The organism is Streptomyces lushanensis (assembly GCF_001700515.1).
Classification (GTDB): Bacteria; Actinomycetota; Actinomycetes; order Streptomycetales; family Streptomycetaceae; genus Streptomyces; species Streptomyces lushanensis.
In genome coordinates this window covers 1-15,482 of record NZ_MAUD01000038.1, presented here as the reverse complement: position 1 = coordinate 15,482, position 15,482 = coordinate 1, and the positions used below count along the sequence as shown (strand labels likewise).

Sequence of the window (15,482 nt, the reverse complement as noted above, 5' to 3'; positions counted from 1 at the left end):
TCCGAACCCGGAAGCTAAGCCTCACAGCGCCGATGGTACTGCAGGGGGGACCCTGTGGGAGAGTAGGACGCCGCCGAACAATTTTTAGGGAATGCCCCGTACCAGGGACTGGCTTTCTGGTGCGGGGCATTCCTGCGTTTACGGGCCTGCGCGAAAACCGCCTTGCGGGTGGCGGTCCGCGCGCGGAGTATCGGTGCATGAACCATGTGATACGTGCCGTGCGGCCCGACGAGTGGGCCAAGGTCAAGGAGATCCGGCTCGCCGCGCTCAAGGATCCGGCCGCACCGGTGGCGTTTCTGGAGACGTACGAGCAAGGGCTCGCGCACCCCGACGCGTTCTGGCAGCGGCGTGCCGCCGACGCCTCGTCCCAGAACAGCGCCCGTTCGCGGCAGTTCGTCGCCGAGGCGCCGGACGGTAGCTGGTCCGGTTCCGTGGCCATGCTGGTCGAGGAGGCCGGCGGCAGTGACTTCTTCGGGTCCACCATCACGCAGCCACAGGGCCATCTCGTCGGTGTCTATGTGCGTCCCGAGCAACGTGGCAGCGGGCTGCTCGGAGCGCTGGTCGCGGAGGCGCTCGACTGGGCGTGGGCGCGCCAGGAGCCGCGGTTGTCCCGGGTACGGCTCTATGTCCATGAACAGAATCCGCGGGCGCGGGCGGCCTATCGCAAGCTCGGCTTCGTACCGACCGGGACCGTCCTGCCGTTCGAGCTCGATCCGCTCGCCAAGGAGTTGGAGATGGCTATCGAGCGCCCCAGCCCCGCAGGTTCCTGAAGGAAGGCCCGCCAAGGAAGGCCGCCAAGAAGGCAAGAAGGAAGGCCGCCAAGGAGGCCCAACTCCGTCCGGCCCGGCCCGGCGATGCGCCGGCCCGATCTGGCCCGACAGCGCGCCTGCTATGCCTCGTCCGACAGGCTCTGGATGCCGCCGATGTGGGCGATGTCGTCGGCATCGGGCCAGCGGGCCCTGCCCTGCTGTAGTGAGCGGAGCAGGACCAGGGTCGGCAGTCCCTGGTCCTGACCGGTGGCCAGCAGCTCCGGCAACTGGGGAAGCGGAGCGACGGCGGCGACGTCGTCGAGGACGAGCGTCATTGGTGGGTCGAGCCGACCGTCAGATGACCGTGCGGCCATGCGGCGGCCGTGCTCGACCACGCTTGAGGTGAGTGCGGTGAGCAGAGGCATCGCACCCGGGCGGGAGCGCGGATCTTCGATCGGCTCACCCACCACATACAGAGTGCCCCCCTCGTTCACAAAAGAATCCAGCGTGAGCGTATCGGTTCGGTTCGGTGTGCAGGCGTCCCGGATATGGACCGACGAGAGGGCGGCCAGCGCACGGGCCGTCAACTGCTGGGCCACTTCACGGCGTTCGGGATGCGCGGTGAGCGCGGACTCCAGGAGGCCGGCGAGACCCGAGGTGGCCTTGGGATGCGTACGGAGGATCCGTACCGCCTCGTGCGCGCTGCCGCCCTGCGCCCAGCGGTGCACCTGCTTGAACGGCCGTCCGTCCACGGCCGCGGCGTGCAGCCAGCACCGCAGGAGCGTTTCGGCCGTGTCCGCCATGGCGGCGTCGAGCAGGGCGTGCGGGCGTACGGGCGCGAGCAGCGCGGTCGCGCGGGCGGCGGCGGTGTCCGCGTCCTCGCAGCCGGCGGTGGGCGACCAGTGGAGACGGGCCGGGGTGTCGCAGAGATGGCCCGGGTCGTAGAGCAGGACGGGACCGAGCTTGGCCCGCGTGTCCTTCGTCTCCGCCCATACCGTCGGGTCGGAGGTGACGACGAGGGCGGGACCTTCGGCGTCCAGGACGGCCTGGACGGAGACGGGCCGGCGGACGAGGGGATCGCCGTACCGTACGCGCGGCGCGGTCCGTGGGCCGGGGACACCGGCGGGCGCGGACGTGACGGACGAGCCTGACGCGACGGAGGTGACGGACGCGACCGAGGTGACGGGCGTGGGCACGGCCATGGGCGCCGTGGGGGCCTGTTCCTGGGCGGCTGCCCAACTCCGCACTGGGGCGTGGGTCTCGGCATGGGCCGGGACCTGGGGCCCGGGCTCGGCGGCCGTCGGTACGGGCTCGGCCGCCGCCGTCCGCGCGGAGGGCGCTGGACCCGGTCCGGCCATCGCTGCGGCGCCCGGCCGGGCCTCCTTGGCGAAGCTGTCGCGCGTGTCCCGGCCGCGGGCGGCCTGTTCCCGCTCGTCACGCAGCTGTTCGCGTCGGCGTGCTCGTACCACGCGGTACCGGGCCGTCACTCCCAGGACGAACACCGTGAGGACGGTCAGCACCATGAGCTGGCTTATCAGCAGTCCCCAGAACAGCCCGTACCCCGAGAGCTGAGCCGGCGGGGTGTCCGGCCAGGCGCCCGCCAGGTCGTGCGGTGCGGAGGCGAGCTGACGCATCGCCAGCGGCGTCCGGCGGTAGGTCACCGCGTCCGGCCAGGCTCCGTGGGTGAAGAGGCCGGCCAGCCCGGTGGCCGTCCAGACCAGCAGCGACAACCCCAGCACGAAGCCCAGCAGCCCCAGCAGCAGCCCGTCGGGGATCCCTCCCCGGCCCTGGGCCTGCCCGTAGCCCTGCCCCTGCCCCCGCACGTCGTGGTGGCGCGGCATCTCACGCCACCGTCGACTCGGAGGACTCGTTGAACTGCCGTTGCCGCTCAAGGAGGATCGCCCGTTTCTCGGCCTCCCACTCCGCCGCCTGCATGTCCGGGGGCAGTCCCGCTGCCAGGGCGTCGGCGGCGTCCGCCGCGTTCGACGCCTGGGAGTTCTCCGTCATGGCCCGGTCCGTGAAGACCAGCGGGCGCTCGGCCTCCGTGATGAGATGTTTGACGACCTGGACATTGCCGTTGACGTCCCAGACCGCGATTCCCGGTGTGAGCGTCGGGATGATCTCCACCGCCCAGCGCGGCAGCCCGAGCACCCGGCCGGTCGCTCTCGCCTCGTCGGCCTTCTGGGCGTAGATCGTCCGTGTCGACGCCATCTTGAGGATGGCCGCGGCCTCGCGGGCCGCCGCGCCGTCGACCACGTCCGAGAGATGGTGGACCACGGCGACGAAGGAGAGCCCGAGACGGCGGCCGAACTTGAGCAGCCGCTGGAAGAGCTGAGCGACGAAGGGCGAGTTGATGATGTGCCAGGCCTCCTCGACCAGGAAGATGCGCTTCCTGCGGTCGGGGCGGATCCAGGTGTGCTCCAGCCAGACGCCCACGATCGCCATCAGGATCGGCATCGCGATCGAGTTGCGGTCGATGTGCGAGAGGTCGAAGACGATCAGCGGCGCGTCGAGGTCGATGCCCACGGTCGTCGGCCCGTCGAACATGCCTCGGAGGTCACCGTCGACCAGCCGGTCCAGGACCAGTGCCACGTCCAGGCCCCAGGCCCGTACGTCGTCCAGGTCGACATTCATCGCCTCGGCCGACTCGGGCTTCGGATGGCGCAGTTGCTCCACGATGTCCATCAGGACGGGCTGGCGCTCGACGATGGTCTCGTTGACATAGGCGTGCGCGACCTTGAGCGCGAAGCCGGAGCGCTCGTCCAGGCCGTGGCCCATGGCGACTTCGATGATCGTACGGAGCAGGGCGAGCTGACCGGTCGTGGTGATCGACGGATCGAGGGGGTTGAGCCGGATTCCGCCGTCGAGGGCCGCCATCGGGTCCAGCCGGATGGGGGTTATTCCCAGCTCCTGGGCGATGAGGTTCCATTCGCCGACGCCGTCCTCGCCCTGGGCGTCCAGGACGACGACCTGGCGGTCGCGGAAGCGGAGCTGGCGCAGGACGTAGGTCTTCTCCAGCGCCGACTTGCCGTTGCCGGACTCGCCCAGTACCAGCCAGTGCGGGGCCGGGAGCTGCTGGCCGTAGAGCTGGAACGGGTCGTAGATATAGCCTTTGCCGCTGTAGACCTCGCGGCCGATGATCACGCCCGAGTCGCCGAGGCCGGGGGCCGCGGTGGGCAGATAGACGGCCTGGGCCTGGCCCGTCGACGTACGGACCGGCAGCCTGGTCGTCTCCACCTTCCCGAAGAGGAAGCTGGTGAAGGCATCCGTGAGGACGGACAGCGGATCTCGCACCACAGGCCCCTTTCGGCTCGTCGGTTGTCAGCGGTTCTCAGCGCTTCTCGGTGATTCTCGGCGGTCGGTGTCCGGCGAGGCGGTGCCTGGCAGGACGGTCTGGCGGGTCGGTGTTCGGCGGGCCGGTGTCCGGCAGGGCGTGCACAGTGGAGTGGCGGGGCGGCGGGGCGGGCTAGCGGCGGATGCCGGTCGCGAACGGCAGGGTGTTCACAAAGGCCCGGTGATGCTCGCGGTCGCACCATTCCAGCTTGAGATACGACTTGCCGGCCGAGGCTCTGATCGTCCGCTTGTCCCTGGCCAGCGCCTCGGGCGTCCTGGACGACACTGTGATGTACCCGACGAGGTTGACGCCCGCCGCCCCGCTGGCGAGATCTTCACCCCGCTGGTCCAGCCGCCCGTGCGCGGCGATGTCGCGCGGGTCGACGGTGCGGTTCATCTTGGCGGCGCGGCTGGCCTCCGCCTCGTCGTTGGTCTTCTCCGTCAGCATCCGCTCGATGGCGATCTCGGTCGGTTCGAGATCCATGGTGACCGAGACCGTACGGATCACATCGGGTGTATGGACGAGCAGAGGCGCGAGGAAGTTCACCCCGACCGGGGTCATGGGCCATTCCTTGACCCAGGCGGTGGAGTGGCACCAGGGCGCGCGGGTGGACGACTCCCGGGTCTTGGCCTGGAGATATGTCGGTTCCATCGCGTCGAGCTCGGCCGGCCAGGCGTTTCGTTTCGTCATGGCCTGGATGTGGTCGATGGGGTGGTCCGGGTCGTACATGGAGTGCACGAGGGACGCGAGACGGCTCTGCCCGAGAGGCTGCCGTACGCGGATGTCGGCCTCGGCGAGGCGGGCGCAGATGTCGGTCAGCTCGCGGGCCATGACGACGGCGAGGCCCGCGTCCCGGTCGAGCTTCTTCGCGCCGGCGGCCTGGCGGGCGGCGCGGGCCATGGCCTGGCCCTCGGCGGCCAGTTCACGGGTGTAGTGCATACAGGCGACCAGATAGGCGCGGTGCTGCTCGCTGGAGGTGGAGACCATCGACTGGAGCTGGTCGTAGGAGTTCTGGAGCCACTCGGGGGAGGCGGAATCGCCGCGCTGGGCCACGTCCTTGGCGTGCGCGTCGGGGTCGGCGGGCAGCGTACGGGCGAGCATCTGGAGGCGGGTGACGAAGCCGTCCCCGTTGGCGACATGCTTGAGGAGCGTGCCGAAGCGGTCGACGAGCGCTTCCTGGTCCTCGCTGTCGCGCAGTCCGACGCCGGGGCCCTCGATCTCGATGGCGGCGGTGACGGTGCGGCGGTCGGCGTGCAGGAGCACGGCGATCTCGTCGGGGCCGAAGGGCGCGGCCAGCCAGTTGATACGGCCGATGCCGGGAGGCGGGCCGATCTCGACCTCGCGGCCGTCGAGGGAGGTGCCGGCCTCCATGGCGGCGGAGCGGTAGACCGTGCCGGCGCGCAGGGTGCGCTTGTAGCTGCGGTTGATCTCGTACCACTTGTAGAACGTACGCTGTTTGTACGGTACGTAGACGGCGGCCAGCGCGATGAGCGGGAATCCGGCGAGCGTCACGATCCGCAGCGGCAGGACGGGCACGAGCAGCCCGCACATCATGCCGACGAAGGCACCGGCGATGATCAGGGCGATCTCGCCGGTCTCGCGGTTCTTTCCGACGATCGCGTTCGGCCGGGCGCGGCCGATGAGATACGTACGACGGGGCGCGATCGGGTGGGCCTGGGTCGTCAACGCGCTCCACCTCCAGTGCTGTTGTTGCCGGTGCCGGTGTTACGTGAGCCGTGGGGGGTGCCGCTGGTGGGGTTCCCGCTGCGGGGCGGGGGCGCGACGGGAGGAAGGCCGCCGCTGCCCGCTCCGCCGCTTCCGCCGGGGTTGCGTGAGCTGTGCGCGGCGACGCCTCCGGAGACGGGATTGGCGGGTCGGCCGCCGCCTCCGCCGCTGTCGCCCTGCTGCTGGTGGCTGCGGCTGCTGTGGGTCTTGATGCCCTGGGAGACGAGGGCGGCGGGCGAGCTGATGAGGGCGGCGGCCTGGGCGCCGTCGGTGGCCTGCTTCCGGTTGGTGCGGGAGGAGGCGACCTCGTCGCCGAAGCCGGGCACGAAGCGGTAGATCATCGCGGAGGCGAAGATGGCGAGCAGGATGATGGCGAGGCCGGAGACGACGGCGGAGAACGCGTCGGGGCCCTCGTCGGCGGAGAGCGCGCCCGCGAGACCGAGGACGATCATGATCACGGGTTTGACCAGGATGACGGCGATCATGATGCCGGCCCAGCGGCGGACATGGCCCCACATGTTCTTGTCGACGAGCCCGGCGTAGACGACGGTGCCGAGCAGCGCGCCGACATAGAGGAGCGCGGCTCTGATGACCAGTTCCAGCCAGAGGACGCCGGCCGCGAGGATCGACACGAGGGCGACGACGATCAGCATGATCGGGCCGCCGCCGATGTCGTCGCCCTTCTTGAGGGCCTCGGCGAAGCCGCCGAAGAAGACGTCGGTCTGGCCGCCGGTGGAGGTGGCGATGACCTCGGTGACGCCGTCCGTCGCGGAGACGATCGTGTAGAGGATGAGCGGTGTGAAGGCGGAGGCGAGGACGGTCAGCCAGAGGAAGCCGATGGCCTCGGAGAGCGCGGTGGCCAGCGGGACGCCGCGGATGGCGCGCTTGGCGACGGCGAGAAGCCAGATGACGAGGGTGAGGACGGTGGACGCGGCGAAGATGACGGCGTACTGGCGCAGGAAGGCGGCGTTGGTGAAGTCGACGCCGGCGGTCTCGTTGACGGCGTCACTGAGCTTGCCGACGATCCACGCGGCGGCGTCGGCGCAGCCTCTGGCGAGGGAGGAGAGGGGGTCGAGGGCGCTGGCGGGGTCGGAGATGCCGTTGGAGCCCGGGGCGCCCGCGGCCTTCTCGCCCTCCTCGCAGTACTCCTTGGCGCGGCCGACGATGAGTTCGCAGACGTTCTCGCTCGCGCTGGGCGACGGGTCGGCCGACGGGCCCGACGAGGCGCCGTCGGTCGGTGTGGGAGTCGGTGTGGGCGCGGCGGACGCGCGGGTGGCCAGTGCGAGGATCAGCGCCGAGGCACCCGCCAGGGACACGGCGAGCGAGGAGGCACCGAACCTGCGGCTGCCGGAGCCGCCGTAGCCGCTGTCGGCACTGCCGGGGCTACCCGGACTGCGGGGATGACCGGGGCTACCGGGCATAGGTGAAGCCTCCATATCCCTCAACGGCCTTGGCGATCTCGTCCGCGGTGGAGGCCCGGTTGTCGCCGGTGACCGGCGTGGGGCCCTCCGACTGGCTCGACGAGGAGATCTTCCAGTCACCGTCGATCCACTTGAGCTTCTCGGTGATGGTGAACCAGGTCTCGGTCACCGGCTTGGTGGAGCCTTCGCCGGCCAGCCCCATGAGACCGGTGGACCAGACCTCGACGGTCGCCGTGCCGGAGCTCAGATCGGTGACTTTGGTGCCCACGGGCACGGTTCTGGACACGAAGGTGAGCCCTGTGGGGGCGGTGCCGTCCTCGGTGAGGCCGACGTTCTGGTAGAAGGCAGGGGAGTACGCCGTTTCCATCTCGCTGAGCAGGTTCTCCACGGTCGTGGGATCGTGCGTGGCGCGGATGATGCCCTGCCGCGCCTCGGCGTCGAACATCTCCGCGGAGCCGAGTGCCACCGCGTAGTTGGCTGCCGCGCTTGCCGCGCCCTGTTCGTTCTGGGCGAAGCCTGAGGGGATCGTGCCGTTCTTGCCGGTGACCGGCTCCACGCCCGATGCCGCCGTGGGGTCGGCCGCCGTGCCTCCCGTGCCCTTGCCGCCCTCGGCGGACTTGTCGCCGCCGCGGTTGGCGAAGGCGATGGCCGCGATGAGGAGGACGACCACGCCGACCACGGTGATCAGGGAGCGGGAGCCACGGGCCGGGCGGCGCGCGCCGCCGTACATGTCGCCGCTTCTGCCGTCCGGCAGGCGGGTACGCGTCTGGCCCGTGCCGCCGAAACCGTCGTCCGCGCGGCCCGGGTCGCCGCCGTAGCCGTGCTCGTCGCCGAAGCTCATGCCGCGTACGTCCCCTCAGCCGTTTGCGGTTCCGCGTGGTCCGCGTAGTACGACGGTAGCCGTGCTGGTTGCCGCGCGGGCGCGGTGTGGTGACTCGACATCAGGGAGACGCAACCTCAGCCGGTGGGTGCGACGGACAGGTGGTGTTGAAGGTGGTCCGGGCACGCCCGGTACGGACTGTTGGAGCGGGATCTGGACAGGATCGGGACGGGACTGGGTTCGGGTTCGGGTTCGGATCGGGCCGGACGGCAGGTTCGCGTTCGGCTTCGGGGACGGGAACTTGGGGACCGCGGCTAGACGGCCATCCCGTACACGATGGTGAAAAGCGTGCCCAGTGAGCCGATGATGAAGACACCGGTCAGCCCGGCGACGATCAGGCCCTTGCCCTGTTCCGCGCTGAACGTGTCCCTGAGCGCGGTCGCTCCGATCCGCTGTTTGGCCGCGCCCCAGATCGCGATGCCGAGGCAGAGCAGGATGGCCACAGCCATCACCACCTCGATCATGACGCGGGCCTCGTTCCCCAGAGTCCCGAAAGGCCCCCAGTTCGGGGCGATGCCACCGATGATGGTGGTGATGTCGCCCTTCTCGGCCGCCAGGTACATGTAACTCACCGCCCCTGTTGGGTTGTTCACGCCCACGCCCCCATGGCATGGGTCACGCTCTATCTTCGCTGATGGAACCGCTCCCGTATGCCGCTTGGCGGCTCTCTTTACCCGATCCCCGCACATATGACCGACCATGCCGTCCTGGCCTGGCGTGGATCGGCCATGCACGTACGCGCTTGGTTACTCTGTGTATCACGGGCCGTGACTGCGGGCAATGACTGTCGTTGTTACACCTTTACGGTCACGGCCCGCGCGGACCCGGGGGCCGGGGCGGTCGTGGGCGGCGAGTTGAGGATCCCGCCGCGCCGCGCCAACCGTACGGGTGAACTTGGCGCCCGCGCCGGGCCGTAAGGCCGGCGGGCCGTGGCCCACGGATGCCCAGGACTGCCCGGCGTCCCGGGCGGCTCCGCCGTACGTGCCCGCTCCCGCGCCCTGTTCACGGGTGGGCCGGCGACGCGCCCGCCTTTGGGACAGTGCCGTCGGCATCCCGGGTGAGGAACAGGATCCCGGGCGAGGAGCAGAGGCGAGAGAGCGGCATGGCGGGGTTTGTGAGGCAGGGCGAGGGGCAGGGCGGGCAGAGCCTAGGACAGGGCGAGTGGCAGGGCGCGCAGGGCCAGCGGCAGAGCGGACAGGGCGGACAGGGTCAGGACGGTCGGCCGCGCCGGGGTGAGCGTTTGATCGACCTGGCAGGTGGCCCTGGCGTACCGGCTCCGCGCACCGGCGGGGCAGGGCCCGGCGGAGAGCTGCGGCACAGCGGCGGCCCCTGGACCCGGGCGGCCGGTGCGGCCGAGGCGCTGCGTACGCACATGGGGCTGGTGCGGGGCGAGTTCGCCGCCGCGCACGAGGGCGTGGCGGCGGGTGCGGAGGGCCTGGGCGCCGCGGCGGTGCTGCCGACGGTGCGTATGTCGTGGGAGCGGCGCATCGAGATCGCGATGGAGGAGTGCGCGAGCCTGGCGGTCCATCTGCGGGCGGTCGCGCGGGAGCAGGGCGAGAACGAGGCGGCGCTCAGGGCGTCGTTCGCGCGGGCGGGCGGCGGCGCGCGATGAACGGGTCCGGTCGTGGTGGGGGCGGTGGTGTTCGCGGTGGTGGCTGGAACGGTGGTGGCCGTGGTGGCCGTGGTGGCTGGAGCGGGGCGCTGACATGGACGCAGTTGCGTGAGCTGAAGTGCTCCGAACTGGAGGGCGCGGCCGACGGCTGGGGCAGGGTGAGCAACCGCGCGGACGCGGCACGGGACCGCATCGACAAGCAGCTCCTCGCGGCTCTTCAGGCCACGCAGGAGGGCGAGGCGGTGGAGGCGGCGGGTGCGCGGCTGGGCGAGTTGAGCCGTGGTTTCCAGTACGTCTATATGGAATGCGGTTTGGTCCGTACGACCCTGAACAGCCTCGCCCAGGAGCTGAGAGAGGCTCAGCGCAGGTTACGGGCGGCGCTGGACGACGCGGATGGCTTGAAGTTCACGGTCCACGCGGACGGTTCGGTGAGCTACCCGGCGGCGGGCGAGCAGCTCGTCACACAGGACAAGCTCCCGGGCGGTACGACGGAAGGCAGCCCGCTGCCCAGGCTGCTGTCCCCGCCGCCGGCCCTGACGGCCCCGAATCCCCATGCGGCGAAGGCCCAGGAGATCGCCGACGCGATCGCGTGCGCGGTCGGCGAGGCGAATGGGATCGACGCGCGCTACACGGCAACGCTCCTGAAGCTGACGGCTCCCCGGGACGGACTGCTGACCTCCGACGCGATCTGGGCGGACGCGCACGGCGACGCGACGGTGGTGCGGGGGCTGGCGGACGAGTATCTCAAGGACTCCATCCCGACGGACAGGTCCCCGGCGGAGCGCAAGGCGTGGTGGGACGGCCTGACGCGGGAGCGGCGGGAGGAGTATCTGGCGGTCTACCCGGACGAGATCGGCAACCTGGACGGAATCCCGGCGGAGGTACGCGACGCGGCGAACAGGGACAACCTGGCGCTCCTGATCGGAAAGCTGGAAGGGCGAGTGGGGGACGAGGGCGCGCAGACGCGGCTGGCGGGCCTGAGGGCGATCGACGAGCAACTGCGGTCGGGCGGCCATCCGCCGATGTTTCTGCTGGGGCTCGGGGAGCAGGGCAATGGCCGGGCGATCGTCTCCTACGGAAATCCGGACACGGCGAGGAATGTCTCCGTGTACGTGCCGGGGCTGGGGACGGCGCTGGACGAGGAATTCGCGAGGAACGACTTGAAGCGGGCGCGGGACACGGCGGTGGGGGCGCAGAAGTATGACGAGTCCACCGCAGCCGTCGTCTGGCTGGGCTATGACGCACCACAGATGCCAGACTACGAGAGCCTAAAGGGGAATGTTGCCGTGATGGGAACGGGCCGGGCTGAGCAGGCTGCGCCCAACTACAACAGTTTTATGAGTGGGCTCATGGCCACCAATCAACACGCTGATGCTCACGTGACGGCTATCGGTCATTCCTACGGCTCTCGCACGGTGGGTGCCGCAGCACAGCAAGAAGGCGGAATTCCCGGCGTGGACGACATCATCCTGGTTGGCAGTCCAGGTGTCGGTGTCGACCGTGCGGCGGACTTGGGGGTCGAGCGCGATCACGTTTTCGTCGGCGCTGCTGAGAACGACCCGGTGACCAAACTTCCGTCTAAGCGACAGTCCGCTCTTGCCGCAGTTGGTCTTTACGTGGCAGGACCACCTGGTGCGTACCTCGGTGGTGAGGTGGGTGATGTCGGAGATGATGACCTTTGGTTTGGCAAGGACCCGGCCAGTCAGTCCTTTGGAGCACGCCGTTTCGTGGTTGATGACGGTCCACGTCCCGTTCTGGATGGGGAAGGTGCTACACCCGCGCACTCCAATTACTTCAACCCGGTGCGGGACGCAGAATCGGCGGACAATATTGGCCTCATCGTCTCGGGTAACTCTGGAGAGATCACGACGGAGCGATTGCGATGAGGCCGACAAGGAGCGTGTTCGTTGCCCTGATCCTGATGAGCGTACTACTGGTTGGATGCACTGAGGGAAGACGCCCGTCGAACAGTGAGAAGACGCCGGAGATGAATCTTCAGGAAGCCGCGAATCGCGCAGATGCGATCCTTGATGCCACGTTCGTTGCCATCAAACCAAAAGTCCGTTGGAGCCACGGTGAAACTACCGCTGGAAGTTGCGACGTGACGAGGCGGCGCGTGGTAATGACCATAATTTCGGAAGTGCGCCGTGGGAACTTCCTCGGAGTGGTCGAACGCTCCTGGCGGCAGAGTGGCTACGAAATCAAGTCCGTGAACACTAGTAGGAAGTTCCCGGCCATCTATGCGCAGTCGGAGGACGGCTTCGGGGTCAGTCTCACTATCGGCGGCGGAGGCCAGGCGTTCTTCGAGATCGACAGTCCCTGCGTGGAGGAGTCCGACGTCGCCGACCCCCGTACCCCGTCCAACGGGCCGGACTACAGTGGGGGGCCCATTCCGCGGCCCGATGTGTACGACGACTTCTGGTCGTTCGGCGGGGGGCTTTCGGCGTCCGTTGTGGGGGTCTCCTGATCTGGGGGGTTCGCGCCTAGACTGGGGTGGGACGGTGGCCCTGACGCGGAGGGTGTTTGACGGTGCGTAAGGCATGGCTGGTCGTGGCCGCTGTCGGTGGGGTCGGGATGAGTTTCGTGGCGCTGCTCGTCGTCGGGACCTATTCCGCCGCCGCCGGGCTGGTCGGCGGCGGGCGGGCCGTGGGGCTGGCCAAGGGGGCCGTGCCCGCCGCGTATCAGCCGCTCGTGCAGAAGTGGGGCAACTACTGCCCCGCCATCAACCCGGCTCTGCTCGCCGCGCAGTTGTACCAGGAGAGCGGGTGGAACCCCAGCGCCCAGAGTCCCGCCGACGCCAGGGGCATCGGGCAGTTCATTCCCGGGACCTGGCAGGCGCACGGGATCGACGGGGACGGCGACGGGGACCGGGACATCTGGGATCCGGCCGACGCGATTCCCTCCGCCGCCTCGTACGACTGCGAATTGGCCGGATACGTCAAGGACGTGCCCGGGGACGCGACCGACAACATGCTCGCGGCGTACAACGCCGGGGCCTATGCCGTCATCAAGTACCGGGGCGTGCCGCCGTACCGGGAGACCCAGAACTACGTCAAGGTCATCCGGACGCTGGAGAAGAGCTTCGCCCGGCCCGTCGGGCGCGTCGCGCCGTCGCGGCAGGCCGCCTCGGCCATCTACTTCGCCCAGCAGAAACTCGGTACGCGCTATCTCTGGGGCGGGACCGGTACGGCCGAGCAGGGCGGGCGGTTCGACTGCTCCGGGCTGACCCAGGCCGCGTACCGGACCGTGGGGATCGAGCTGCCCCGGGTCGCCAACGACCAGTACAACGCCGGTGAGCATCCCTCGCGCGACGAACTGCTCCCCGGTGATCTCGTCTTCTTCTCGGACGATCTGACGAACTCGCGGGCCATTCGGCACGTGGGGCTGTACGTGGGCGGCGGGTACATGATCAACGCGCCGTACACCGGGGCCGTGATCCGGTTCGACAAGATCGACACGCCGGACTACTTCGGCGCCACCCGGGTCACCGAGGACGGTGCGAAATCCCTGCCCACCGATCTTCCGGAGAGCAGGCCGGCCGTCTGACCGCGCGGCCGTCCCGGAAGACTCCGGTCCCCGGTCCGCGACCCTCGTGTGGCCGGAACTCTCCCTCCCGGAGCCCTTCTGAACTGGGACGACGTATCACTCTTCGATAACGTCATGGTGATCGTTCGGTGGAGAGCGGAACGTAGAAGGTGGGCAGGCCGTTCCCTGGACAGCAGCCGGGTATTGATCACATTGATCGCGCGGCATGTTCCGTACCGACCACGGGGGTTGGTAAGAGGCAGCGCGCACGGAGATGCGGCGCGCCGGGCGACAAGGCAAGGGGCCGCAGCAGATGGCTGGACTCGCACTGGATGGGGCGAACCCCGATGTCAGCCTGCTCCACGACATCAATGGGCTGGCCAAGGGCGCACCGTTGTGGTTCGACCGCGTCATGGAGTTCGTCGGCGAGTACGGGATCATGGCCGCGCTGGTGCTCATCCTGCTGTGGAGCTGGTGGAGCGTGCGCGGACGCGGATCGGCCGAGGACTCCGTCACCGCCGTCGTCGGGCTCCTCTGGGCGCCGCTGGCCGCCGCCGTCGCGCTGCTGATCAACATCCCCATCCGGGGCTTCGTGGAACGGCCGAGACCGTTCCTGGACCACAAGGGCCTGGAAGTGCTGGTGGCGGGCAAGACGGACTACTCGTTCGTCAGCGACCACGCCACCATGGCGATGGCCATCGGCGTGGGCGTCTTCATCGCGCACCGGGGGCTCGGTCTGGCCGCGATCGGGCTGGCGCTGCTCGAAGGTTTCTGCCGGGTCTACATGGGTGTCCACTACCCGACCGACGTGATCGGCGGCTTCGCGCTGGGCACGGCCGTCGCCCTGCTGCTCACCCCGCTCGTGCTCGCTCTGCTGACGCCGCTGGTGTCCGCGGTCTCGCGTTCGCAGCGGGCCGGCTGGGCCGTACGGTCACGGGCCGCGCGCGAGGCCGACCGCGCGGCGGGCTGCGGCGCGGTGGGCGGGACCCGGCCCCTCGGCATCCCCGAGCCGCGCCCCGACGACAACAACCTCGCCGCGTGACCTGTGTGGCCACTGTGCCTCCCGGTCACCTGCACGGCCTCGTGACCTGCGCGGCCCGTGCGACCCCCGTGACCCGTGCGACCCCCGTGACCCGTGTGGCCCCCGTGACTCGCGAGGCCCCCGCGTCCTGTGCGGCTCGCGCGACCGCGCGCGGTCCGGACGGCCGGGCCACGGTCTCTCACGGCGGGTCCTGGCCCGAGGCCACCGCGCTGACCACCACGTTCGAATCCCAATGGCCCTGGGCGTCGATGACCCCGCCGCAGGTGATCAGCCGTAGCTGCGCGTTCGGCACCGGTCCGTAGACCAGGCCCGTCGGGAACCTCTTCGTCGGGTACGTGTCGACCCTGGTCACCCGGAACGGCAGCCGCCGCCCGTCGCCGAGCTCCGTCTCGACCAGATCGCCCGGGAGCAGCCGGCCGAGCTTGGCGAAGACGGCGTTCTTGATGTCGTCGCGGCCGTTGCGCACCGGGACGCTGCCCGGGTTGGCCGGGGCGTCCCGGTGGCCGACGAGGACGGCCGGGCCGTGCTCTCCCGGGCGCGGGCCCAGGGCGTACCAGCCGACCTTCATCGCGTTGCGGAACCCCGGCGGATCCAGGGCGCCGTTGGCGTCGACCCCGAGCGGCAGTACGTCCGCACTCACGCCGAGCGCCGGGATGCGCAGCCGTACGGGCGCCGAGAGCGGGTCCGTGACCCTGACCAGGCGGGGCTCGGGGGCGGCGCCGGGCGCGGGTGCCTGCCGCTGCGGGTGCAGACGCAGCAGGACACCCGCCACGGCGCACAGGACCGCGAGGACGAAGAGGACCATGAGCACCCTGTCCGCCCTGTTCAGCCTGTGCGCCGTGCGCGCTGTACGCGCTCCGCGGTCCGGGCCCGACGGCCCCGCCGTTCCGGTCAGTGGTGGTCACCCGTGGCGCGGCGCTGCTGACGGCGCACCACGAGGATCGTGCCGAGGGCCGCCGCCGCGGTGGCGCCGATGGCGAGGGTGAGTTCGGGCGCGCCGGTCCGGCGTACCGAGTCGGTGGCGGTCAGATGATCCGCGCCGCCTCGGGCCGCGCCGGACGGGGTGATCTGGAGCGCCCCCACGGTGGGCCCGGGGACGGTGTCCTTGCCGGTGCCCGTTCCCGCCGTACTGGTTCCCGTGCCGGTGCCGGTGCCGGTCCCCGTGCCTGTGCCTGTGCCCGCGCTTCCGCGGGC

The 15,482-nt window shown here is 70.1% G+C and carries 14 protein-coding genes and 1 rRNA gene; 7 read left to right on the top strand and 8 right to left on the bottom strand.

Annotation, left to right across the window (positions count from 1 at the left end):
- A 5S ribosomal RNA gene (gene rrf, locus BFF77_RS03175) occupies nucleotides 1-79 on the top strand; the annotation flags it as partial.
- Nucleotides 80-197: 118 nt separating this feature from the next.
- Nucleotides 198-770 (top strand): GNAT family N-acetyltransferase, encoded by a 573-nt coding sequence (locus BFF77_RS03170; RefSeq protein WP_066943549.1) that lies wholly within the window; start codon nucleotides 198-200, stop codon nucleotides 768-770.
- Between the two features lie 119 nt (nucleotides 771-889).
- On the opposite strand, the gene BFF77_RS03165 is transcribed toward BFF77_RS03170, so the two are convergent.
- The 6 genes from BFF77_RS03165 to BFF77_RS03140 all read right to left on the bottom strand — a co-directional run bounded on the left by BFF77_RS03165 (nucleotide 890) and on the right by BFF77_RS03140 (nucleotide 8,672).
- Entirely contained in the window at nucleotides 890-2,590 is a 1,701-nt protein-coding gene (locus BFF77_RS03165; RefSeq protein ID WP_066943547.1) for a type VI secretion protein, read from the bottom strand.
- A 1-nt stretch (nucleotide 2,591) separates the two neighbouring features.
- Nucleotides 2,592-4,043 carry an ATP-binding protein gene (locus BFF77_RS03160; protein ID WP_066943561.1) on the bottom strand — a complete coding sequence of 484 codons (1,452 nt, stop codon included), beginning with the start codon at nucleotides 4,041-4,043 and terminating at the stop codon, nucleotides 2,592-2,594.
- Nucleotides 4,044-4,215: 172 nt separating this feature from the next.
- Nucleotides 4,216-5,769, bottom strand: coding sequence for an SCO6880 family protein (locus BFF77_RS03155; RefSeq protein WP_066943545.1), 1,554 nt, complete (start codon nucleotides 5,767-5,769; stop codon nucleotides 4,216-4,218).
- The gene (locus BFF77_RS03150) at nucleotides 5,766-7,229 is read right to left on the bottom strand and encodes a hypothetical protein (RefSeq protein ID WP_245703161.1); all 1,464 of its coding nucleotides are present in this window, start codon (nucleotides 7,227-7,229) and stop codon (nucleotides 5,766-5,768) included. The genes BFF77_RS03155 and BFF77_RS03150 overlap by 4 nt, the downstream gene beginning before the upstream one ends.
- A complete protein-coding gene (locus tag BFF77_RS03145) occupies nucleotides 7,219-8,070 on the bottom strand; it encodes a hypothetical protein (RefSeq protein WP_066943543.1) in 852 nt (283 codons plus the stop codon). The genes BFF77_RS03150 and BFF77_RS03145 overlap by 11 nt, the downstream gene beginning before the upstream one ends.
- 293 nt (nucleotides 8,071-8,363) lie before the next feature.
- On the bottom strand, nucleotides 8,364-8,672 hold the full coding sequence (locus BFF77_RS03140) for a hypothetical protein (RefSeq protein ID WP_003985768.1): 309 nt from the start codon (nucleotides 8,670-8,672) through the stop codon (nucleotides 8,364-8,366).
- A gap of 539 nt (nucleotides 8,673-9,211) precedes the next feature.
- On the opposite strand from BFF77_RS03140, the gene BFF77_RS03135 reads away from it, so the two are divergent.
- The 5 genes from BFF77_RS03135 (at nucleotide 9,212) to BFF77_RS03115 (ending at nucleotide 14,288) form a co-directional block, all read left to right on the top strand.
- On the top strand, nucleotides 9,212-9,721 hold the full coding sequence (locus tag BFF77_RS03135) for a hypothetical protein (RefSeq protein WP_079124795.1): 510 nt from the start codon (nucleotides 9,212-9,214) through the stop codon (nucleotides 9,719-9,721).
- Nucleotides 9,718-11,607: an alpha/beta hydrolase gene (locus tag BFF77_RS03130; protein ID WP_079124794.1), complete on the top strand. Its 1,890-nt coding sequence runs from the start codon at nucleotides 9,718-9,720 to the stop codon at nucleotides 11,605-11,607. Before BFF77_RS03135 ends, BFF77_RS03130 begins: the two co-directional genes overlap by 4 nt.
- Nucleotides 11,608-11,708: 101 nt before the next feature.
- Entirely contained in the window at nucleotides 11,709-12,188 is a 480-nt protein-coding gene (locus BFF77_RS03125; protein ID WP_066943555.1) for a hypothetical protein, read from the top strand.
- 107 nt (nucleotides 12,189-12,295) lie between these two features.
- Nucleotides 12,296-13,267 (top strand): C40 family peptidase, encoded by a 972-nt coding sequence (locus tag BFF77_RS03120; protein WP_066943551.1) that lies wholly within the window; start codon nucleotides 12,296-12,298, stop codon nucleotides 13,265-13,267.
- Between the two features lie 292 nt (nucleotides 13,268-13,559).
- On the top strand, nucleotides 13,560-14,288 hold the full coding sequence (locus tag BFF77_RS03115) for a phosphatase PAP2 family protein (protein WP_066943541.1): 729 nt from the start codon (nucleotides 13,560-13,562) through the stop codon (nucleotides 14,286-14,288).
- Nucleotides 14,289-14,466: 178 nt separating this feature from the next.
- Here BFF77_RS03115 and BFF77_RS03110 read toward each other — a convergent pair whose 3' ends face one another.
- Entirely contained in the window at nucleotides 14,467-15,093 is a 627-nt protein-coding gene (locus BFF77_RS03110; RefSeq protein ID WP_066943539.1) for a sortase domain-containing protein, read from the bottom strand.
- An 86-nt stretch (nucleotides 15,094-15,179) separates the two neighbouring features.
- Nucleotides 15,180-15,482: hypothetical protein (locus BFF77_RS03105; protein WP_211280141.1), on the bottom strand; the 303-nt coding region annotated here is incomplete at its 5' end.

Coding starts and splice junctions, on each gene's coding strand:
- BFF77_RS03125 (WP_066943555.1), top strand. CDS start 11,709: ATGAATCTTCAGGAAGCCGCGAATCGCGCAGATGCGATCCTTGATGCC.
- BFF77_RS03115 (WP_066943541.1), top strand. CDS start 13,560: ATGGCTGGACTCGCACTGGATGGGGCGAACCCCGATGTCAGCCTGCTC.
- BFF77_RS03130 (WP_079124794.1), top strand. CDS start 9,718: ATGAACGGGTCCGGTCGTGGTGGGGGCGGTGGTGTTCGCGGTGGTGGC.
- BFF77_RS03135 (WP_079124795.1), top strand. CDS start 9,212: ATGGCGGGGTTTGTGAGGCAGGGCGAGGGGCAGGGCGGGCAGAGCCTA.
- BFF77_RS03150 (WP_245703161.1), bottom strand. CDS start 7,229: ATGCCCGGTAGCCCCGGTCATCCCCGCAGTCCGGGTAGCCCCGGCAGT.
- BFF77_RS03170 (WP_066943549.1), top strand. CDS start 198: ATGAACCATGTGATACGTGCCGTGCGGCCCGACGAGTGGGCCAAGGTC.
- BFF77_RS03165 (WP_066943547.1), bottom strand. CDS start 2,590: ATGCCGCGCCACCACGACGTGCGGGGGCAGGGGCAGGGCTACGGGCAG.
- BFF77_RS03110 (WP_066943539.1), bottom strand. CDS start 15,093: ATGGTCCTCTTCGTCCTCGCGGTCCTGTGCGCCGTGGCGGGTGTCCTG.
- BFF77_RS03140 (WP_003985768.1), bottom strand. CDS start 8,672: ATGTACCTGGCGGCCGAGAAGGGCGACATCACCACCATCATCGGTGGC.
- BFF77_RS03120 (WP_066943551.1), top strand. CDS start 12,296: ATGAGTTTCGTGGCGCTGCTCGTCGTCGGGACCTATTCCGCCGCCGCC.
- BFF77_RS03145 (WP_066943543.1), bottom strand. CDS start 8,070: ATGAGCTTCGGCGACGAGCACGGCTACGGCGGCGACCCGGGCCGCGCG.